This is a genomic window from Oceanicoccus sp. KOV_DT_Chl, assembly GCF_900120175.1.
In the GTDB taxonomy this organism is placed as follows: Bacteria; Pseudomonadota; Gammaproteobacteria; order Pseudomonadales; family Dasaniaceae; genus Oceanicoccus.
The window spans coordinates 119,008-135,200 of the sequence record NZ_FQLF01000002.1 but is presented as its reverse complement, the minus strand read 5'-3'; the positions used below and the strand labels follow the sequence as shown (position 1 = coordinate 135,200).

Annotated in this window: 12 protein-coding genes; 8 read left to right on the top strand and 4 right to left on the bottom strand. The window is 44.9% G+C overall.

What is annotated here, in order from left to right:
* Positions 1 to 57 precede the first annotated feature (57 nt).
* Both UNITIG_RS04185 and UNITIG_RS04180 read left to right on the top strand, forming a co-directional pair.
* Positions 58 to 1,434, top strand: a complete 1,377-nt coding sequence (locus UNITIG_RS04185; RefSeq protein WP_101757258.1) for an MFS transporter — start codon at positions 58 to 60, stop codon at positions 1,432 to 1,434.
* Positions 1,435 to 1,591: 157 nt separating this feature from the next.
* Positions 1,592 to 2,959, top strand: a complete 1,368-nt coding sequence (locus UNITIG_RS04180; protein WP_101757257.1) for an acyltransferase — start codon at positions 1,592 to 1,594, stop codon at positions 2,957 to 2,959.
* A 35-nt stretch (positions 2,960 to 2,994) separates the two neighbouring features.
* Here UNITIG_RS04180 and UNITIG_RS04175 read toward each other — a convergent pair whose 3' ends face one another.
* Positions 2,995 to 3,624: an acyl-homoserine-lactone synthase gene (locus tag UNITIG_RS04175; protein WP_200821191.1), complete on the bottom strand. Its 630-nt coding sequence runs from the start codon at positions 3,622 to 3,624 to the stop codon at positions 2,995 to 2,997.
* 440 nt (positions 3,625 to 4,064) lie between these two features.
* Here UNITIG_RS04175 and UNITIG_RS04170 point away from each other — a divergent pair, with 440 nt between their 5' ends.
* Positions 4,065 to 4,775, top strand: coding sequence for an autoinducer binding domain-containing protein (locus tag UNITIG_RS04170; protein ID WP_101757256.1), 711 nt, complete (start codon positions 4,065 to 4,067; stop codon positions 4,773 to 4,775).
* Positions 4,776 to 4,783: 8 nt separating this feature from the next.
* Here UNITIG_RS04170 and UNITIG_RS04165 read toward each other — a convergent pair whose 3' ends face one another.
* The gene (locus UNITIG_RS04165; RefSeq protein ID WP_101757255.1) at positions 4,784 to 6,691 is read right to left on the bottom strand and encodes a carboxylesterase/lipase family protein; all 1,908 of its coding nucleotides are present in this window, start codon (positions 6,689 to 6,691) and stop codon (positions 4,784 to 4,786) included.
* Between the two features lie 224 nt (positions 6,692 to 6,915).
* On the opposite strand from UNITIG_RS04165, the gene csrA reads away from it, so the two are divergent.
* Positions 6,916 to 7,110: a carbon storage regulator CsrA gene (gene csrA, locus UNITIG_RS04160; RefSeq protein WP_101757254.1), complete on the top strand. Its 195-nt coding sequence runs from the start codon at positions 6,916 to 6,918 to the stop codon at positions 7,108 to 7,110.
* Between the two features lie 1,083 nt (positions 7,111 to 8,193).
* Here the strand turns inward: csrA and UNITIG_RS04155 are convergent.
* Both UNITIG_RS04155 and UNITIG_RS04150 read right to left on the bottom strand, forming a co-directional pair.
* The gene (locus UNITIG_RS04155; RefSeq protein ID WP_159931080.1) at positions 8,194 to 8,979 is read right to left on the bottom strand and encodes a prolipoprotein diacylglyceryl transferase family protein; all 786 of its coding nucleotides are present in this window, start codon (positions 8,977 to 8,979) and stop codon (positions 8,194 to 8,196) included.
* Positions 8,980 to 9,006: 27 nt separating this feature from the next.
* Positions 9,007 to 10,167: a sulfotransferase gene (locus tag UNITIG_RS04150; RefSeq protein ID WP_101757252.1), complete on the bottom strand. Its 1,161-nt coding sequence runs from the start codon at positions 10,165 to 10,167 to the stop codon at positions 9,007 to 9,009.
* A 210-nt stretch (positions 10,168 to 10,377) separates the two neighbouring features.
* Between UNITIG_RS04150 and UNITIG_RS04145 the strand changes: the two genes are divergently transcribed.
* The 4 genes from UNITIG_RS04145 (at position 10,378) to UNITIG_RS04130 (ending at position 15,922) form a co-directional block, all read left to right on the top strand.
* On the top strand, positions 10,378 to 10,779 hold the full coding sequence (locus UNITIG_RS04145) for a hypothetical protein (protein ID WP_145999081.1): 402 nt from the start codon (positions 10,378 to 10,380) through the stop codon (positions 10,777 to 10,779).
* Between the two features lie 102 nt (positions 10,780 to 10,881).
* Positions 10,882 to 11,373 (top strand): hypothetical protein, encoded by a 492-nt coding sequence (locus tag UNITIG_RS04140; RefSeq protein WP_101757250.1) that lies wholly within the window; start codon positions 10,882 to 10,884, stop codon positions 11,371 to 11,373.
* Positions 11,374 to 11,405: 32 nt separating this feature from the next.
* Positions 11,406 to 11,744 (top strand): hypothetical protein, encoded by a 339-nt coding sequence (locus UNITIG_RS04135; RefSeq protein WP_101757249.1) that lies wholly within the window; start codon positions 11,406 to 11,408, stop codon positions 11,742 to 11,744.
* A 122-nt stretch (positions 11,745 to 11,866) separates the two neighbouring features.
* Positions 11,867 to 15,922, top strand: a complete 4,056-nt coding sequence (locus UNITIG_RS04130) for a thrombospondin type 3 repeat-containing protein (protein ID WP_101757248.1) — start codon at positions 11,867 to 11,869, stop codon at positions 15,920 to 15,922.
* Positions 15,923 to 16,193: the final 271 nt, after the last annotated feature.

The window sequence follows — 16,193 nt, the reverse complement described above, 5'->3', positions numbered from 1 at the left end:
AATCTCAATCCCTGAAATTATTTTTAGCTGCTTTTATATGGGCAGCAGGTACTGGCTATGCGTCATACAAATGAAAAATCACATTATTCACGCCAAGGCTATTATGCGCTGATGGTATTACTGTTGGCGTACATTTTGTCTTTTATTGATCGTAATATCATGGCGGTATTGGTTGGCCCTGTTCGTGAGAGTTTTGCCATTTCCGATTTTCAATTCAGCCTATTACATGGCGCTGCTTTTACCCTGTTTTATATTTTTCTTGGCTTACCCATTGGTTGGTTGGCGGATCGTGTCAGTCGAAAATACATCATTATGGTCGGTGTTTTTTTCTGGAGTGTGATGACTTTTCTGTGTGGTTTGGCTGATAGTTTTTTAATGCTATTCCTGATTCGGATTGGCGTTGGGGTGGGAGAGGCGGCCTTGTCGCCACCCGCGTATTCTTTATTTGGGGATTACTTTACCCCTCAGAAGTTACGATGGGCTACGGCCATTTTCTCGATGGGAATTACCATAGGAACTGGCTTGTCCTATAAATTGGGTGGGTTTGTGTATGATTGGTTTAGTAACATCAATGTCAGCGAAGACTCTATTATCCGTGAGTTTATGCCATGGCAAATGACGTTTATGGTTGTGGCTGTCCCAGGTTTTTTTATCGTTGGGCTGCTCGCTTTTATGAGAGAGCCGACGCGTTTTGAAGCGAATAATGTACCGTCAGGCGCGGTCCCTGTAACAGAAACGTTTGCCCACCTATACCGGCAGTGGCAAGCCTATGGCGCGTTGTTTTTTGGGGTCAGTATGATGTCTGTGATTGGGTATGGCACCATGACCTGGTTTCCTGAGTTTTTGATGAGAAGCTATGGTCTTGAACGTGCTGAGGCTAGCCGAGCCTTAGGTAATATTTTCCTGCTAGCGGGAACAGCGGGCTCATTGGCTGGGGCAGGTTTTGCGTGTTTATTACAGCGGCTGGGGTACGACGATGCCAATGTTCGTTGGGTGATGTTGGTTGCGGCTGTGCTGGTTGTTCCTGCTACCGTGATGCCTCAGGTCGAGAGCGCCGATACTGCCCTGATGATTGCCTGGTGTGTGGTCTTCTTACATTACACGCACTTCGGTGTAGCGATGGCGGCCTTGCAGTTGATTACACCGTCGCGTATGCGCGCACTGACATCAGCGCTAATGTTGTTTATGACGAATTTATTTGGCTTAGCGTTAGGCGGCACCGTCATCGCCTTCGTCACAGATTTTGTATTTGGTTATGATCAAGCACTACGATATTCACTGTCTTGGGTTGCGGGGGTTGTATATCCATTGGCGGCCGTTGTTATAGGGGGTAGCTTGCACTATTACCGAACGGCTCTCCGGACCCTTTATGACAGTGCGTCGTCGAAACATGAAACGGCGTTCACTAATACTGTTTCTCGAAGGATACCTTAGTACACAAAACTAGTATTTCTGTCAGTTCTCATGTGAATCACCATCAGGCTCAATAGATGCTGTTCTTTTTACCAACGAAGGTAAAGGGGTTAACACACTATTATTTGTCTCAGTTAGGGGCGTAAGCGCTCTAGCGGAGGCAAAACGGAGCAGCTAAATGGATGTCGTCGACAAATCAGTTATAAAAAGCGGACAGGGTAAAGGTGAGCTCATCGAGTTATCGCCACTGGATGTTCTGACCGGGCATTTCTCGGTACGGGGTGTTTATGTTTTTAAAGAACCACCCAATATCCTCCGCTTAAAAACGATGCTGGCTCAATCACTGACGTTATACCCTGAATACAGTGCCTCTATGCTGAGGGAGGGAAATCGTTTCTTTTTAAAACTCGATGATCGCGGTGTCGGATTTTCAGTGTATCGAAGCCCTCAGCGTTGGTGCGATACACCGCACTTATTACCCGTGACTGAAGATAGCCCATTGATCGATAACCAATTAATGCCGCAGGATGTGTTTGCGGGAAATGAACCGTTAAATGCTTTTAGAATAACGCTGTTTGATGATGGCTATTGGACATTGGCTGTTCGTAATATCCACAGTCAAGCCGATGGCTCAGCGTATTGTGATTTTTTACAAACGTGGTCTGCGTTGTATTGCGAGAAAACGCCTCGCGCAGCCGTTGATTTTCCGCGAGCGTTTATTTCGTCATTGGCGAAAGGCACGGGTTATAAACCCAGTCATAAGTTTCGTGTTTTTCCTGCGCTAAATTTTGATTTGGCTGAACGGGTCTACTTTCAAAAACAACAGCAAGGGTATTCGCAAGTGTCTATAGCTCAGACTGCATTAAAAAACCTGGCTCAGGACTGCTGTACTCGAGTAGGGACGACGCTAACGACATCTGATGTGATGCATGCTCTGGGCTGGAAAGCGTTTGCGCTGACTTCTGGCAAAAGCAATAAAGAGTTTTGTACCCTTTACACTGTTTTTGATCTTCGTCATGTTCAGGGGTTAGCCATACCGCGACACTATCGTGGGAATGCGGTGATTGAGCGCCATGCAACGATGAGTTTTGGTGAGCTTAGAACCCGAGACATCGATGACATTGCCCTTTTTTTTAGAGAGAACACCAAACCACTCAATCGTGCTGAGATAGAGGCGGATATTGCGTATTTACAAAGAGAATATGATGGCGGATTTGTGGATGATGAATATGGCCGTTTCTCTCATTTTATTCGCGCCAGTGTGGTTGATTGTCTGGATGGAACAGGGTTGTTTGTGAATGATATGCGGTTTTTAAAAACCCCCACTATTGTTTTTGAAGGCAAGCCTTTATGGTTTGAAACCGTGATAGCGCTGGGTTTTAATTTTATGGGTATTTATCGGGATAATAACGACACATTAGTGATCAGGTACGTGGGCGATAAACCGACAGTCCTGCCTTTTTCAACTGCGATAACCGAACTGCTAGATGGCGCAGAATTGACTGATATAGTATCCGCTCCATTAGTGACGAACCCCTGGCGTTAGAGCACGAGTTCGTCACAATGTATGCGTAATAATTGCTATGTTGCACCCGCACTAAACATCAATATTACATCGCTATCGTCTACGCATTTAGAATAGAGCGCTAAGTTTTCTTTAATATTAATCCAGCAGGCTATGAGCCGGTGACCATTGATCGTCAGGGGTGGGCCTGCGCGATGAACCTGAATGCCGACGTTTTTTAATAAACGCTCAATGCCGACAGGGGACACACTAATAAGGTGTTTCGCACCGTTTTGGTAGGCAAAGAATAATGTCTTCATCAATATTGTTTTTGTGGTCTCACTTGAAAACTGGCCAGTATGGCTAGGGTGTGTCTTTTTTAAATCCATACTGGTGAAGCGTGATAACTCCCACACGGTATTTTCTTTGGGCGGCGGCATGCCGTTCAGTAATTCGGGGAAAATATGTTCCAGTAAATAGGGTTGTGTCGTTGGCAGCATTCTAGCAAACCCAATGATATCCTCATGTTTGTCTTGTGCGATAAGATAGCGTGTGCCGTCATGGTCAAATTCATCGACCTCTCGGTTGTGTGCCGTGTCTAATTCCCAGCCTAGCCTTTCAACGAAAACTTGATATCGATAATGGTACATAGTGTCTTTGAGATGATCTGATAAGTGTTTTGATCGGCCTTCAATAAAGTTCAACATCGCTCTACCCTCCTAGTTAGAAGAGGGCATTTAATTCTGCTGAGTACTTGTCGAATAGCTGGTAGAAATAACCGTTGATTTCATCAAGATTATTCCCTAGGGAATAGACGGTAGGTGGTTAGTGGCACGATTGCCTCGAGCCGTTAAGGGGCATTACTCGGCAGGTAGGTGCCTGTAGTGACATGACCACATGGTGATGGATATGAAATATTCATGACTCACCACGCTCCATTCTCATACATCAGCTAGTGGTTTTTATTCGAATGGCAGGTATTGATTACGCTCATTTGCGGTTGACACCTTCACGATGAGCAGCAGTCATGCTATAAATAGACAGCATTGAGACGGGTGTCTCATTCGCTCTTGGGTGATAGGCTTGAATCGGTAGGGTATAGGATGCGCTATCTGTCCAGAATGGAAGTATCAAAGAGGCATGGCCAATGAATGGATGGCTAGAGGATTTATTTCATACATTGTTAACCTTTAAGCATCAGCCGGATTTTATACGAGCCATTACTGCATTTACGGAGCGTCTAGAATTTGAGTATTTTGCCTATGGCGTGTGTGTCAGCGTCCATGTCACTCAGCCCAAGTATCATTTACTCAATAATTATCCGAAAAATTGGCAAGTTCTGTATGGAGACAACGATTATTTAGGCATCGACCCAACAGTACAGCATTGTTTGAAGTCGACTACACCGATTGTCTGGCATGACTCGCTTTTTACACATGCGCGGGACTTTTGGGAAGATGCGCATGCTCATGGTATTCGATGGGGTTGGGCTCAGTCCTTACAAGTGAATCGATTTACTAAAGGAATGCTGACACTCTCCCGCTCGCACGATAAGCTCACACCGGTAGAGTTAGCTCAAAAAACGCATAATATGGTTTGGCTAAATCAAACGGCGCAAGCTGGATTTCAAAAAATTCTCTTACCCAATCCACAGCCTGCTATTCAGGTGCCGTTGACCCCGCGACAAAAAGAAATTCTCAAGTGGTGCGCAGAAGGTAAAACCTCCTATGAGATTGGTGTCATTTTATCTATCTCAGAACGTACCGTAAATTTTCATATGGCCAATGCACTTGAAAAATTGGATGTCACCAATAAAACGGCTGCGGTACTTAGAGCCTTTCAGTTGGATTGTATTTAGTGCGTTTTTCATGGGGGGGAGCTCGTTTTTGTATTGGGATGCTGTACCGTGTCCGATGTGAGTAGCCTAAGTGACTTCATGGTTGAGAATAGATCATGCAGAAACTGCTCTTTATTCGGGAGTGCTTTAACGCGGCTGTCACGTTCCAGTTGTTTCAGCACACGGGCTGTGTCTAGTCTCAAAGGAGACATATGCAAATAATTATCAGCCGCTGAATCAAAGTGCATTGTCCTAGCCTGGTGTTTGGCATTGGGGCTCCAAGCATTCCACTGGAGTAGCTGTGATTGCTGCCCAGTTCCAGGATCACCGGTTGCTGCAAACTGAACCCAATAAGACATCATGGCCTGAGAGAGCGCGCGGTAGCTTGGCAGACTCCTGTCGTGCATCAGCGATAACTGAAAAAACTCCGGCCCTAAGTTGCGGTGTCCGAAGACGAACGGCACATCCAAGCCATGCGTTGCTCCCAGCGATAGATTATTTAACCAAGGGGCTGGTGATAATTGATCCCAGTCAAAACGGTAAACAAACACATCAGCTTGCTGTTGACGGCTAATACTATCAGCAGGCTCATCAACGTTGTGGGCCTTTAACATTTTGCTGAGGTATTCAGCCGCGAGTTGGTAATGGGGTAGAGAGCGTATCTCTATGCCCACCCCGTTTTTAATAGGTTTTACATACCGTGGGTTTAAGCTGAGCAATAGACTGAACTCGTCTCGTGTGCTGCCGAGGATCATCGGCATGTGGTGATACATTCCCTGTTGCAGTGCTTCATGAATACCGCCGATAGGAATGACCGATCCGTCACGGAACTGTTGGGGAAAACTGGAAGGTCGATCGTTGGCAACTGAATGTTGATAGAGCTGTTGGTAAGCTAGATGAAATTCAGCCATGGACTTTCGGCGTAAATAATCGGCGACTTCTGATTTATTATGGTGCCCGACCCATCGCTTAGCTGAATCTCGATTCGATGCTAATCCTTCATTGATGAGAAGTTGTAAAAGCACCTCACCAGAGCTTTGCGATGATCCGGGTTCGCCATCATCGATATAGTGGCTCGCTTCAGCTGTGCTGATACTGGCAGTGCCTCCGCTTTGAATGATGGCGCGCTGAAAGAGGTCCTTTGCTAGCGGCGATACCAGTAAGGAATAAACGTTGGCTCCACCTGCTGACTCTCCAAAAACCGTGACGCGGGTGGGGTCGCCGCCGAAAGCACTCACATTGGTTTTTACCCAGTGAAGCGCTTGAATAATATCTAATACTGCATAGTTACCTGAGGCATCTGCAGGGCTATCGGTCTCCTCAGAGAGTGCTGGGTGGCTAAACCAGCCAAACACGCCCAAACGGTAGTTCACTGTAATGACAAGAGCTTGTTGAGAGGCTGCTAACGTCCCTCCATCATAAGACCCCCCATGCCCAAGCACATTGCTGCCACCGTGAATCCAGACCATGACCGGCAGACGTGCATTACCGGTTGGTACTTTGTCAGCTGTGTATTGAGGCGTCCATACATTCAGATACAAACAATCTTCATCACCCTCCAATGGGTTATTTCTGTTGTAGTAATTATACTGGCTACAGGGGTTTGCTATTGAGTGTGCCGCACGAGTCCCTTGCCAAGGTGAGGGTGGGGCAGGGCGTTTCCAGCGTCTCGAACCCGTTGGTGGCTCGGCATAAGGGATGCCTAGCCAGACATCGTGATCTGAATTGCGCACGCCGAGCAATTTGCCTTGCGGTGTTAACCGTAGCGTCGGTTCGCTGGCATCAGCGGTTTGACTGATGAGGAAACAAAATAGGAGGCTGACAATAAAACGCACAGGGGATATCACGCAACCGCTTACCGAGTTGCAAGATTTTAGATGTGTAGGGTCATCATCTTGATTATAGGTACAGCCCTGGACGTCCTTGAATAAAAACATTGATGTTTCTCTACACAATTCATAAGAGTCACCAGTGTAAAAATTCTCACTCGCTAACAACAATATCCATTTGGGTACCTTTTCGTTGAAGGGTTGGTTGAGCACTTCATTTATTGGCGGAATTCGTAGGATTGCAGGCTTTCAATCGCGTGGGTTGAACGAAAACAAGGCAGTATGCTAGGATAGTTTTTTTTAGTTCATCCTACACAAATCAAGGAAGATTTATGCTTATTCTTACTCGTTGTATTGGCCAAAACCTCATCATCGGTGACGATGTCACCATTTCAGTTTTGGGCGTTCAAGGCCACCAGGTGCGTATCGGTATTGATGCGCCTCGAAGCATTCAAGTTCACCGCGAAGAAATCTATAAACGGATTAAAGCTGAAAATGATCAGGTGAGTGGCAACGTTACTGACTAAAAAATGACGTTTGTTATCTTACTAACTGAACACTCGTTTTCCTCTATTCAACCTTTTAGGTTATCTACAGGTTTTGAAGCGCAAGGGTTGTTGATACGTTCAATTGATACGGCACTTTATCAAAACGATAATAGCCCAAAAATTATCGTGTAGCTGTTTGCACTTTTGGGTTATAAATCCATCCCGTCTTTCAGGATTGAATTCATTCAACCCTGAAAGACGGGACATAATTAGGTGCGAGGGGAGGGGGTTCAATTCCGCACAACATCCGGTATCGGTGTTCTCGCTAGCTGCCATACCATTTCACTGCATGGTGGCGTTCTTTGGACGCAGCTAACAATGTGTGTTGATCGTAAGTGTAAATAAAAATGCCTTTAATTCACTAGAACTTCTTGCCGCGCGTCACTGCAAAAAATGCAGTGACGCGCAGCTTGAGCCTCATGAGCACTGACCGCCAGAAAGATTCCTAACATGACGAAAGCATTATCAGGGTATTTTCAGCCGGCTTCCCCGACCATACAATTTCCATGTGTGGCTATTGCACCCTCAATAGCAAACCAGCTCGAAAGAGCTTTTCAAGTTAACTCATGCAACCGCAATGAGCGGCTTATCATATTTAACAAAGGAGAAATGCCTGGCAAAGAAAAGTAAGACTGTCTAAAGCGTGAAAACAAAACCGTGTCGTACCCATCAGGGGATTGCCACTGTTGGTTATGCCGCTATTCAGGTTTGTGGGAGTGGTGTCCCGTGACGTTAGCAATCAATCTATCGATTGCTTATCCATCTACTGCGGTAGCTGGATAGTCATTAACACTAATCAAAACTCTAACACCCTTGTACTTTGATTGTTATCACCGTTCTGAACGGTCATCCGTCTGTTCCAACCGGCGCACTGCTGCTCAGAACAGTCAACGAAAAAAGCACAGAAACAAACCTGACCGGATCGATTAGACACTTTGCACTACGTAGAATAAGTAGAAGAGAAAGAAGGGTAAGTCGCAGAGCTCTTTTTCCTCTACCTATGTTTTATTGCTTAGGGGAATACTGTGCAAATTTAACTGACTGCAGGCAAGTATCGCGGTGTTAAGAATCTTGGCTCTGCGAAGTCAGGCCCCAGTGCCGCCTTGTCCCGGCTATAAGGGCAAGCCCCAAGGTGGTAGTTAGTATAGCTGCGATAAAGAGTTCATTTGCATAGGGCGATTTATACTGTTCTGCTATTGCTTTACAGACTCCCTGGATAACTAAGAATGCGATACCGACCTGCCCATCAAAACGCTTGTTGAAATACAGCCACAATAACGCTCCTGACGCAGCCAGTTCCAGTGCTCCCAGCAGCAGGTGAGCGGGAAATACTGCTAAGCTGGACGGCGCGCTGAAAAATATGGTGTGGTGATTAACCTGGTGGAACCAAACCGCACTTTCACGCGGGTATGTGAGGCAATACCATTCGCTACATATTTCACCGGTGCAACAACCGTTCAGAAAACAGCTAAAGCGAGTCAGGGCGATAAAGAAGCAAAAAGAAAAAGCGAAAGCGTCAACGCCTTTAAGTATGGGGATTGCGGGAAAGCACTTCTTTAATAAAAGTGGTCCGAAGATCACTGTAGTTATTAAAGCTCCGGGGTGGCGCCATCCGCTTATGAACTCGCGGCTAAGAGGGGTCATAAGCTGCCAGTCTCGAAAATACAACGAAAAAACCTTGGCCCCCATGAAATTGACAATGCTCATGAGAAGGAAAAAAGCGAGAACAGGGCGCACAGAAACACTATCAGCTTTTAATAGCTGGTAAAAAATAACGATATGCAGTACTAGCGCCGTAGATATAACGACTAGGTTGTTTGAAAGTCCAAAAATTCCTTCGGGGTTCACGGTGCGTTCCTTAATTATATTATACGATTAAATTGATTCTTTAAAATGCTGGCGATAATTTTGAGTGCGACTTAGTATGTCGGATTCACTAAAGCCGAAATCCTGAATGCTATATTCTGCGGACTGGTAATCGCTGGCCTTAAAGCAGTCTTTTTTGAAATTACTCTCTTCTTCTGGTGTAAGCTCTATGTGTAACGATTTGTAGAGTGATCTAACTGTTTTTTCTGGTTCGTTGATTAAATCATTATACGACAAGGGGATGACATTCATTCCATGCCAGTTATTGATGGCTGCATTAGCCGACCATTCACAGCTCTCACAAATTTCATCGAGAATTTGTTGGTTTAACCAGTGTGTTGATTCGCCTGTTTTATAACCAAACTGCTGCCACGATATTTTCATCAAATTCATGGCGCTTGGAATAACCTTCAGCGGGTCCCTAATCAAATAAATGACGGTGGCATCGGGGAAATATTCCTTTAGATAGTCATTTTCCCATAGACCCAATAGCGTTATTTTTTTTAGCAGCGTGACGTGCTTGCTGCAATAGCGTTTATTGCCAGGCTCTAAGAAGAGGTGCTTTTGCACGCACCGAAAATAATATTTCATCAACCGAGACTGGGTTTTCTTTGTAAGGTTGCCAAATGGACGCAATTTTTCACCCTGGGTCTCTGCGGGTGCGGCACCTAGCAGGTAAGCAGGGGAGTGAAAGGTATGGTTGAATAGGGCTTCATCTTCATTGGCTGAATAGAGCGACGACGGGTGGACTGAAGCGATGGCGCCTAGGTTCGATTGCTGGAGTTTCTCAAAAAATGAAGCGATATTGCCATTAAATATTTTGCGGTCGGTATGGCCTAAAAAACGTAGAACCATGCGGAGGCTGATGACAGGGAAGTTCATCTCGTACGATTTTTGATAGCTGAGCTGGCTAGAATGCTGAAAGAGCAGTTGTTCTAATAGTGTTGTGCCGCTGCGGGCATTTCCGATAATGAAAATGGGACTATGGATGGTTGTTTTCTTATAATGGGGAAATAGCACGCAGTCTAACGTTATGAATAGGACATTGAGAATATGTGCTGACAGCAGAAGGATGCCGCCAGTAAATATGGTTAATTTTCCGCGTATAGTTCCATCCGCCTGAATGATGGCCTGCAAGAAGCCTAAAAAGTTAGTGAAGTTAAATAGCATAATATTTAAAGCAGGCGTTTTTGCTTACTTTGAGGTGGTTGTTCAATCTTTGGCGGTTGGGGGGGCTATTATGAAGGGGAGGAGGGAGTCATGTCCAATTGGAATGACGCGATTGTATATTATTATTTAATGATATATATTGTGGGACACAGCTGTCTATGTCCTAGGTTTCGGACGAGATAAAAATAATAATGGCCAGGGATGCATATCTTGAAATATTCATTTTTTAATAAACTATCAAAAAGAAGTGGTCACTCATCAGGGCAAGATGAAGGGAGAACTCATGTCTTTAGTTTTGCCTGTGGTGACAAGTCTTTTACCACTAGGCCACTAACATTTTCAATTGCGCTTACCATTCTAGGGGTCTTCTCTCTAGATGCTATTGGTGTGGAGCTTGCGGATGGTGCGGAGCTTGCAGAAAAACCTAAAAGAGTATTATCAGCTGCAGAGAAAGAGGCTCAAGCTTTAAGGCCCCATTCAAATGTTGAGGGGCTAATCAAAATGTGCCATCACACTCTGCTCTATTCGTCTAAAGAAGAAAAAGAAAAGCTGGTGGCTCGTTTGGATGGAAAAACGTGTAAAGAAGTAATCACTACAAGCTTTTCTAAATAGATAGTCTATTACTTTTTCTCAAAACCCTGCCGTGAAGACTAAGAGATATTCTCGGGAATAAGGACCGGAGCCTTCCTTTGCTTTAAGGAGCTGATCATTACTATGCATCATATACTTTTTTTGTTTCTGATTACTGCGATATCGCTAACCAGTGGCGTCGCTACCTCCGCGGAGACGACATATATGGAATTGTATGGGGTCCCTGAACCGCTCTTGCCAGCGGGTGAACCCGCTCCAGAGGGATATCCCGAGGGCTCAATTATTACAGCAGATGGTTATGTCTATACTCCTGAACAGGTCGTTTATCCACCGGAGGGAGATCCATACCCTCGATATGTTAACTTTATGTCAGTGGGGGAAATTTTCATTCAGGGTGACCCAATGGGTGTAGAGGGGCAGGTGACGGTTAATGGCTCGTGGCGGCCAACTATTTTTACATTGGCTAACGACGGTAGTCAGGCGATATTATCTACCTTGCTCGGCGCTTTGGCTTCTCAGACTAGGCTGTTGTTATTGGGCGCGAAAGTTTGCCCGCATGATCAATGCACTCTGGATGACTGCATTTTTCTGTTAGAGCATGTGGCTTCATATTAACAAATTATTCGGTGTGACTTTAAGGAAGGTTTATGCGTATTGTAACGTGCCTATTGGTTTTAATTAGTATGCAGTCCCCAAACTCTATCGCTCAAGATGTCGTCGATACCGGATGGACCTCACTTGAATCGGTAGTTGTAGCGGAGGTAACAGGTGTAGTTACCTTAAACGTTTTGGCGGATATAAGTGCAGAATGCGGTGAACTATTTATTACATTTCCCTATTCTTTAGATACCTTGGCCAAGAATTATTATACAGCGCTTGTTGGCGCTAAAGTGGCCGGGCTGCCGGTGAAGATAACGTATTATCACAATGGATCGGCATGTGTCATGACGTCGCTTACGTTAGGCGCGCCCGAATCAAGTATATAGTTTTTTAGTATACAAGCTGAGCAGACCCGTAGTGTTCTGAGGCGCGCTTTGGCGTATCTTTCTGCCGTGCCATAGGTCTGGTTACTCTAATAATAATGGATGGATAACCTCTAGAGTGCACTATGCGTAACTTCCTAGTTAAATTTCAATTATTATGTTGTCTCGTTAGCCCGCTTTCATGGGCGGATGATGAGGTTTTATCTAGTAGTTATAATCAAGCAGATAAAACGTACACAATAACCGCTAATAGACCGCTTAGTTCCCCAGAATATTTTATAGAAACACGAAGAAAAAACCGGCCGGAGGATGAATATACTGCATGGGCGGTCATACCGACTTCGAAACTGAATGGTGATAGTTACACAACGTCATCGCTACCGGCAATTGGGCAATTTCGATTAACTCGCCAGCGTTTCTTTCTGTTAGATAGCAATAGTTTTTTTTCGCGTAGGGTTTACGCAACCAGTGCCATTTTTACCGCTAATACATTGGACGATGATTTAGACGGTGTACCCTATGATTTTGATAACTGTCCTGCAACGAGTAATCCATCTCAAAGTAATATAGATGAAGATTTGATGGGTGATGCTTGTGATTCAGACATTGACGGGGATGGCCTAGAAAATATATCGGATAACTGCCCTTCAATGCTCAACCCTCTCCAAGAAAATTTTGATGGTGATGGCGTAGGTGATCATTGCGATAGTGATGATGACGGCGATCATATAGAGGATGAGGAAGACAACTGTCTGTACTTAAACAATCCGTCTCAATTCAACTTTGATGGTGATACGCAGGGCGACGCCTGTGACTCTGATGATGATAATGATGGTATCGGCGATGACGTCGATACACTGCCACGTAATTCCGTGCACCCAGTTTTTAGAGCTTCGGGCGATGACCCAGCCTATACAGAGTCTGGCGATAGCACATATGTAGGCATAACTGCGGGCATATTCTCCGTAGGTAAAGACGGTAGTGCCAATTACCGAGTGCCTATTAAAGTGCCGCCGGGTATCAACGGTATTCAGCCCAACTTGAGCTTGTCGTTTAATCACAGTATGGGCAATGGCATTGTTGGGCAGTCTTGGGCGCTTAGTGGTAATTCAGTTATCTCGCGATGTAATGCAACAATCCTTAGAGATGGTTATAACTCCAATGTCGCTGGTACATATTATAAATTTTGTTTGGATGGGCAGCGATTAGTTGAAGTGGCCGCAGGGGTTTATCGCACCGAACGCCAAACCAAATTGCGCATAAAGGCTTATAATGACCCCAAAATATCTAGTTCTGCTTATTGGACCGTAGAGCACCCAGATGGAAAAACCTATCGTTATGGGAATCGTGCAGATAGCACGCTTAAGTTTAATACCACAGCTTCTGAACTGGGTATGTCGTGGTACTTAGATGAAGTGAGTGATGCTGCAGGAAATACCATGACCTACCACTACAATTACGACAGGGCCGATGGCGTCATTTTACTCTCCAGCATTAATTACACGTCAAACGCAGTATTGACAGGTACAAACCGCAGAGTTGATTTTGATTACGATCCCCGACCAGATACGAGTGTTCGCTATCTAGGTGGCGCCAGATTCCAGCAGCTCCACAGATTGGCGGGTATCCGGGTTTATAATAACGAAGCACTTGTTCGTCGTTATCAGCTGGGTTATCAGAGCTGGATTAATTCACTCTACAATCCTCTGAGCACTAGTCGATTAACAAGTATTAGAGAAATCTATCCAGATGGTAGTGAAGCAGAGCCGCTAGAGTTTCAGTGGACGACAATAACCGACCAGGCAGCGCCCTTTAGTTATGCTGGTGGTGGGGATGCATATGCGAGCCGTACGGGGGATATCGATAATGATGGGGATCTTGATACAGTAGGGTGGGACTATAACTACACAGTTAATGGGAGTGATATATCTATTCCATACAAAAAAAATCTAACTCACCCGTGGAGCTCTTCAGGCATTACCAAGACCCTCTATTCTACGCTGAACCCGATCTTAATGGATATCAATCATGACGGATGGTTAGATTTAGTCGCGACAGATACTCGTCACTATGGCGGGGTCGACGTTCATTTAAATGATCAAAGCGGTCAATTTAATTATACGGCTTCGCCAAGCTATAGCATTGCTGCTAATGAAACGGCCTTTTACGCAACGATAGGGTACGGCGACGTCGCAGGTTACCTAAGCTACCAGATTTATTTTATCGATATGACAGGGGATGGCTTGGTAGATATATTACGCGTACCACCGACGTGCCCTTATTACTGCAGTTTCACCAGCGGTGAACGTACAGATATCTCTGTAGCTATAAATAACGGTGCAGGGTTTTCGGTATTCGAAAAATGGTTGGATTCCTATGCTTTCCAGGCACTACAAGATTCTAACTCTATTTCAATTGGTGATGTGAATGGCGATCGGTTGCCGGATATCGTGGCTTATAACGGTGCTGTTGCCTTGAACCGTGGAAGCAAATTTCTCGGAGGTTTTGAAGTGCAGCCACATTGGGCAACGGATGCTAATTGGTGGCTGGGTGATTCAAATATAGAACCTAATCATGATGCAAAACTTCTTAGAAAGTACCTAGTCGATTTGAATAGTGATGGTCTTACCGATCTTATGCAATTTAGAGCGGATGGCATTTGGGTGAGCTATTCGAATGGCCTTACTTTTGAGGCTTCAAAGCGAATTAGTACCTATAGTGGCTGCGCAAGTGCCGTTGAGTGTGCCGTTGGTGACTTTAATCGTGATGGTTATATGGACTTATTAAGCTTTTACGACCCTGTGATGTTGACTATAGCAGGGGAGGGGGTTGTTACTCAGATTGATACCAACTTTAATGCTGCGATGATGGTCACCACAGCCCAGAATCTGGTGGCTTTTGATCGTGATTTGGATGGCGATATAGATATATCCGGTTATGTTTCTAATTTCCCCTCGATTCATCTTGAAAAAATCATAGAGCACTCCTCGCGCCAAATTGATATCAGCTATGGCCATCTGCCATCAAGGAGTACAGCGTTTCATACGTTTTATGATGAAGGTGCTTATGACCAGTATAACTATCAAGACAATGCCTTCTCAGAACTGACTGAATCGTCAAATTATCATGCTATTGGCGACGGTTCGATTGGCGGTGCAGTGACATTAAAGTCGGTTGCCAGCCCAAAGCCTCAGAATAAATTTGTGGTGGCTTCAACGATCTCTACGGATCTTTCAGTGAGTGCAAGTCATTATCAGACCTACTTTTATGAAAATCTTAGGTATAGCCCTGGTTTGTGGGGCAGTTTGGGGTTTGGTCGTGTTACGCGTACGGATTATTTAACGAGTGATTATAGTATTAGTGCACCTAGAAGGGAGACGGTTTCAAACTATCGGCAAAATCATGGTTCGAATTACAGCTTTTCCGGCGTACTAGCGAATCAAACCGTAAGAGTCACTGTTAATAGTGGGGAGGCATTAACAACGGCGCAAACAATTAATAACCACTGGGAAGTAAGGACGCTGAACGACGACATTGATGGCGTTGGTATTCCAAGTCCACATTACGAGTTATACAAAGCTAAGGAATTAGACACCGGTTATATTAACAGTGCAGAGATTAGAGGGAGAGAAATATCACTGCGGCCGAGTGGAGATACATGCCTTGACGTTACTGATAATCAACCAAAAGTCTACCCTGCGGGGGATGCGTGTGATGATGTTCTTGATGTATATGGAAATCCTAGCTTTAAAAAGTTGGAGGTGGGAACGAGTGCCGAACGAGGGAATAGTGAGAGTATCCTGTCCGTGTCCACGCTCTCATATAACAATATCAATACGGTCAGCCGGTGGGTAATTGGCCTGATTGATAACGAGACCATAACGTACGGTCACGATTTGCAAGAGAAAATCACTCGAGAAACGTCTTGGGAGTATGATGGGAAGGGCTGGTTAAAAGAATCCATACAAGAACCCAGCCAAAGTGATTACACCTACACAACGACCTATAGTGACTTTAATGGTTATGGCAATGCCACCACCATTACAGAGAGCTGGCTTAATAAGTCTAATGACGGCCTCCATTTCAATAGCAAGACTACAGGTATTCAAGAAAATTGGTATACAGATGGACGCCATCGGGTCACGACCACTTTAAATGTAGATAATCTTATTGGGGGGTAAATTCAGAGACATACCAAACTACCCCGCATGTAGCTGTCACCGAAACTGAAGGACGTTATGGACGTGAAAGTTATGTCTCGCAACCCAATGGCGACTGGACGAATACCACCTACGACTACAATGGTCGAGTCAAACAAATAACCACCCGAAGTGGTGTTACTACTGATATATATTACAAGGGATGTAGTGATTGTTTTACTTATAGCGATTTCGAGAAGTACTATATCGACGTAAAAACTTCCGGCGAAGCCGCACAGCGTACTTTCTATGA

Bases quoted from the DNA above. Each gene is read 5' to 3' on its own strand.
- UNITIG_RS04170 (WP_101757256.1), top strand. From the start codon at position 4,065: ATGAATGGATGGCTAGAGGATTTATTTCATACATTGTTAACCTTTAAG.
- csrA (WP_101757254.1), top strand. From the start codon at position 6,916: ATGCTTATTCTTACTCGTTGTATTGGCCAAAACCTCATCATCGGTGAC.
- UNITIG_RS04135 (WP_101757249.1), top strand. From the start codon at position 11,406: ATGCGTATTGTAACGTGCCTATTGGTTTTAATTAGTATGCAGTCCCCA.
- UNITIG_RS04165 (WP_101757255.1), bottom strand. From the start codon at position 6,691: ATGTTTTTATTCAAGGACGTCCAGGGCTGTACCTATAATCAAGATGAT.
- UNITIG_RS04185 (WP_101757258.1), top strand. From the start codon at position 58: ATGCGTCATACAAATGAAAAATCACATTATTCACGCCAAGGCTATTAT.
- UNITIG_RS04150 (WP_101757252.1), bottom strand. From the start codon at position 10,167: ATGCTATTTAACTTCACTAACTTTTTAGGCTTCTTGCAGGCCATCATT.
- UNITIG_RS04180 (WP_101757257.1), top strand. From the start codon at position 1,592: ATGGATGTCGTCGACAAATCAGTTATAAAAAGCGGACAGGGTAAAGGT.
- UNITIG_RS04130 (WP_101757248.1), top strand. From the start codon at position 11,867: ATGCGTAACTTCCTAGTTAAATTTCAATTATTATGTTGTCTCGTTAGC.
- UNITIG_RS04140 (WP_101757250.1), top strand. From the start codon at position 10,882: ATGCATCATATACTTTTTTTGTTTCTGATTACTGCGATATCGCTAACC.
- UNITIG_RS04175 (WP_200821191.1), bottom strand. From the start codon at position 3,624: ATGTTGAACTTTATTGAAGGCCGATCAAAACACTTATCAGATCATCTC.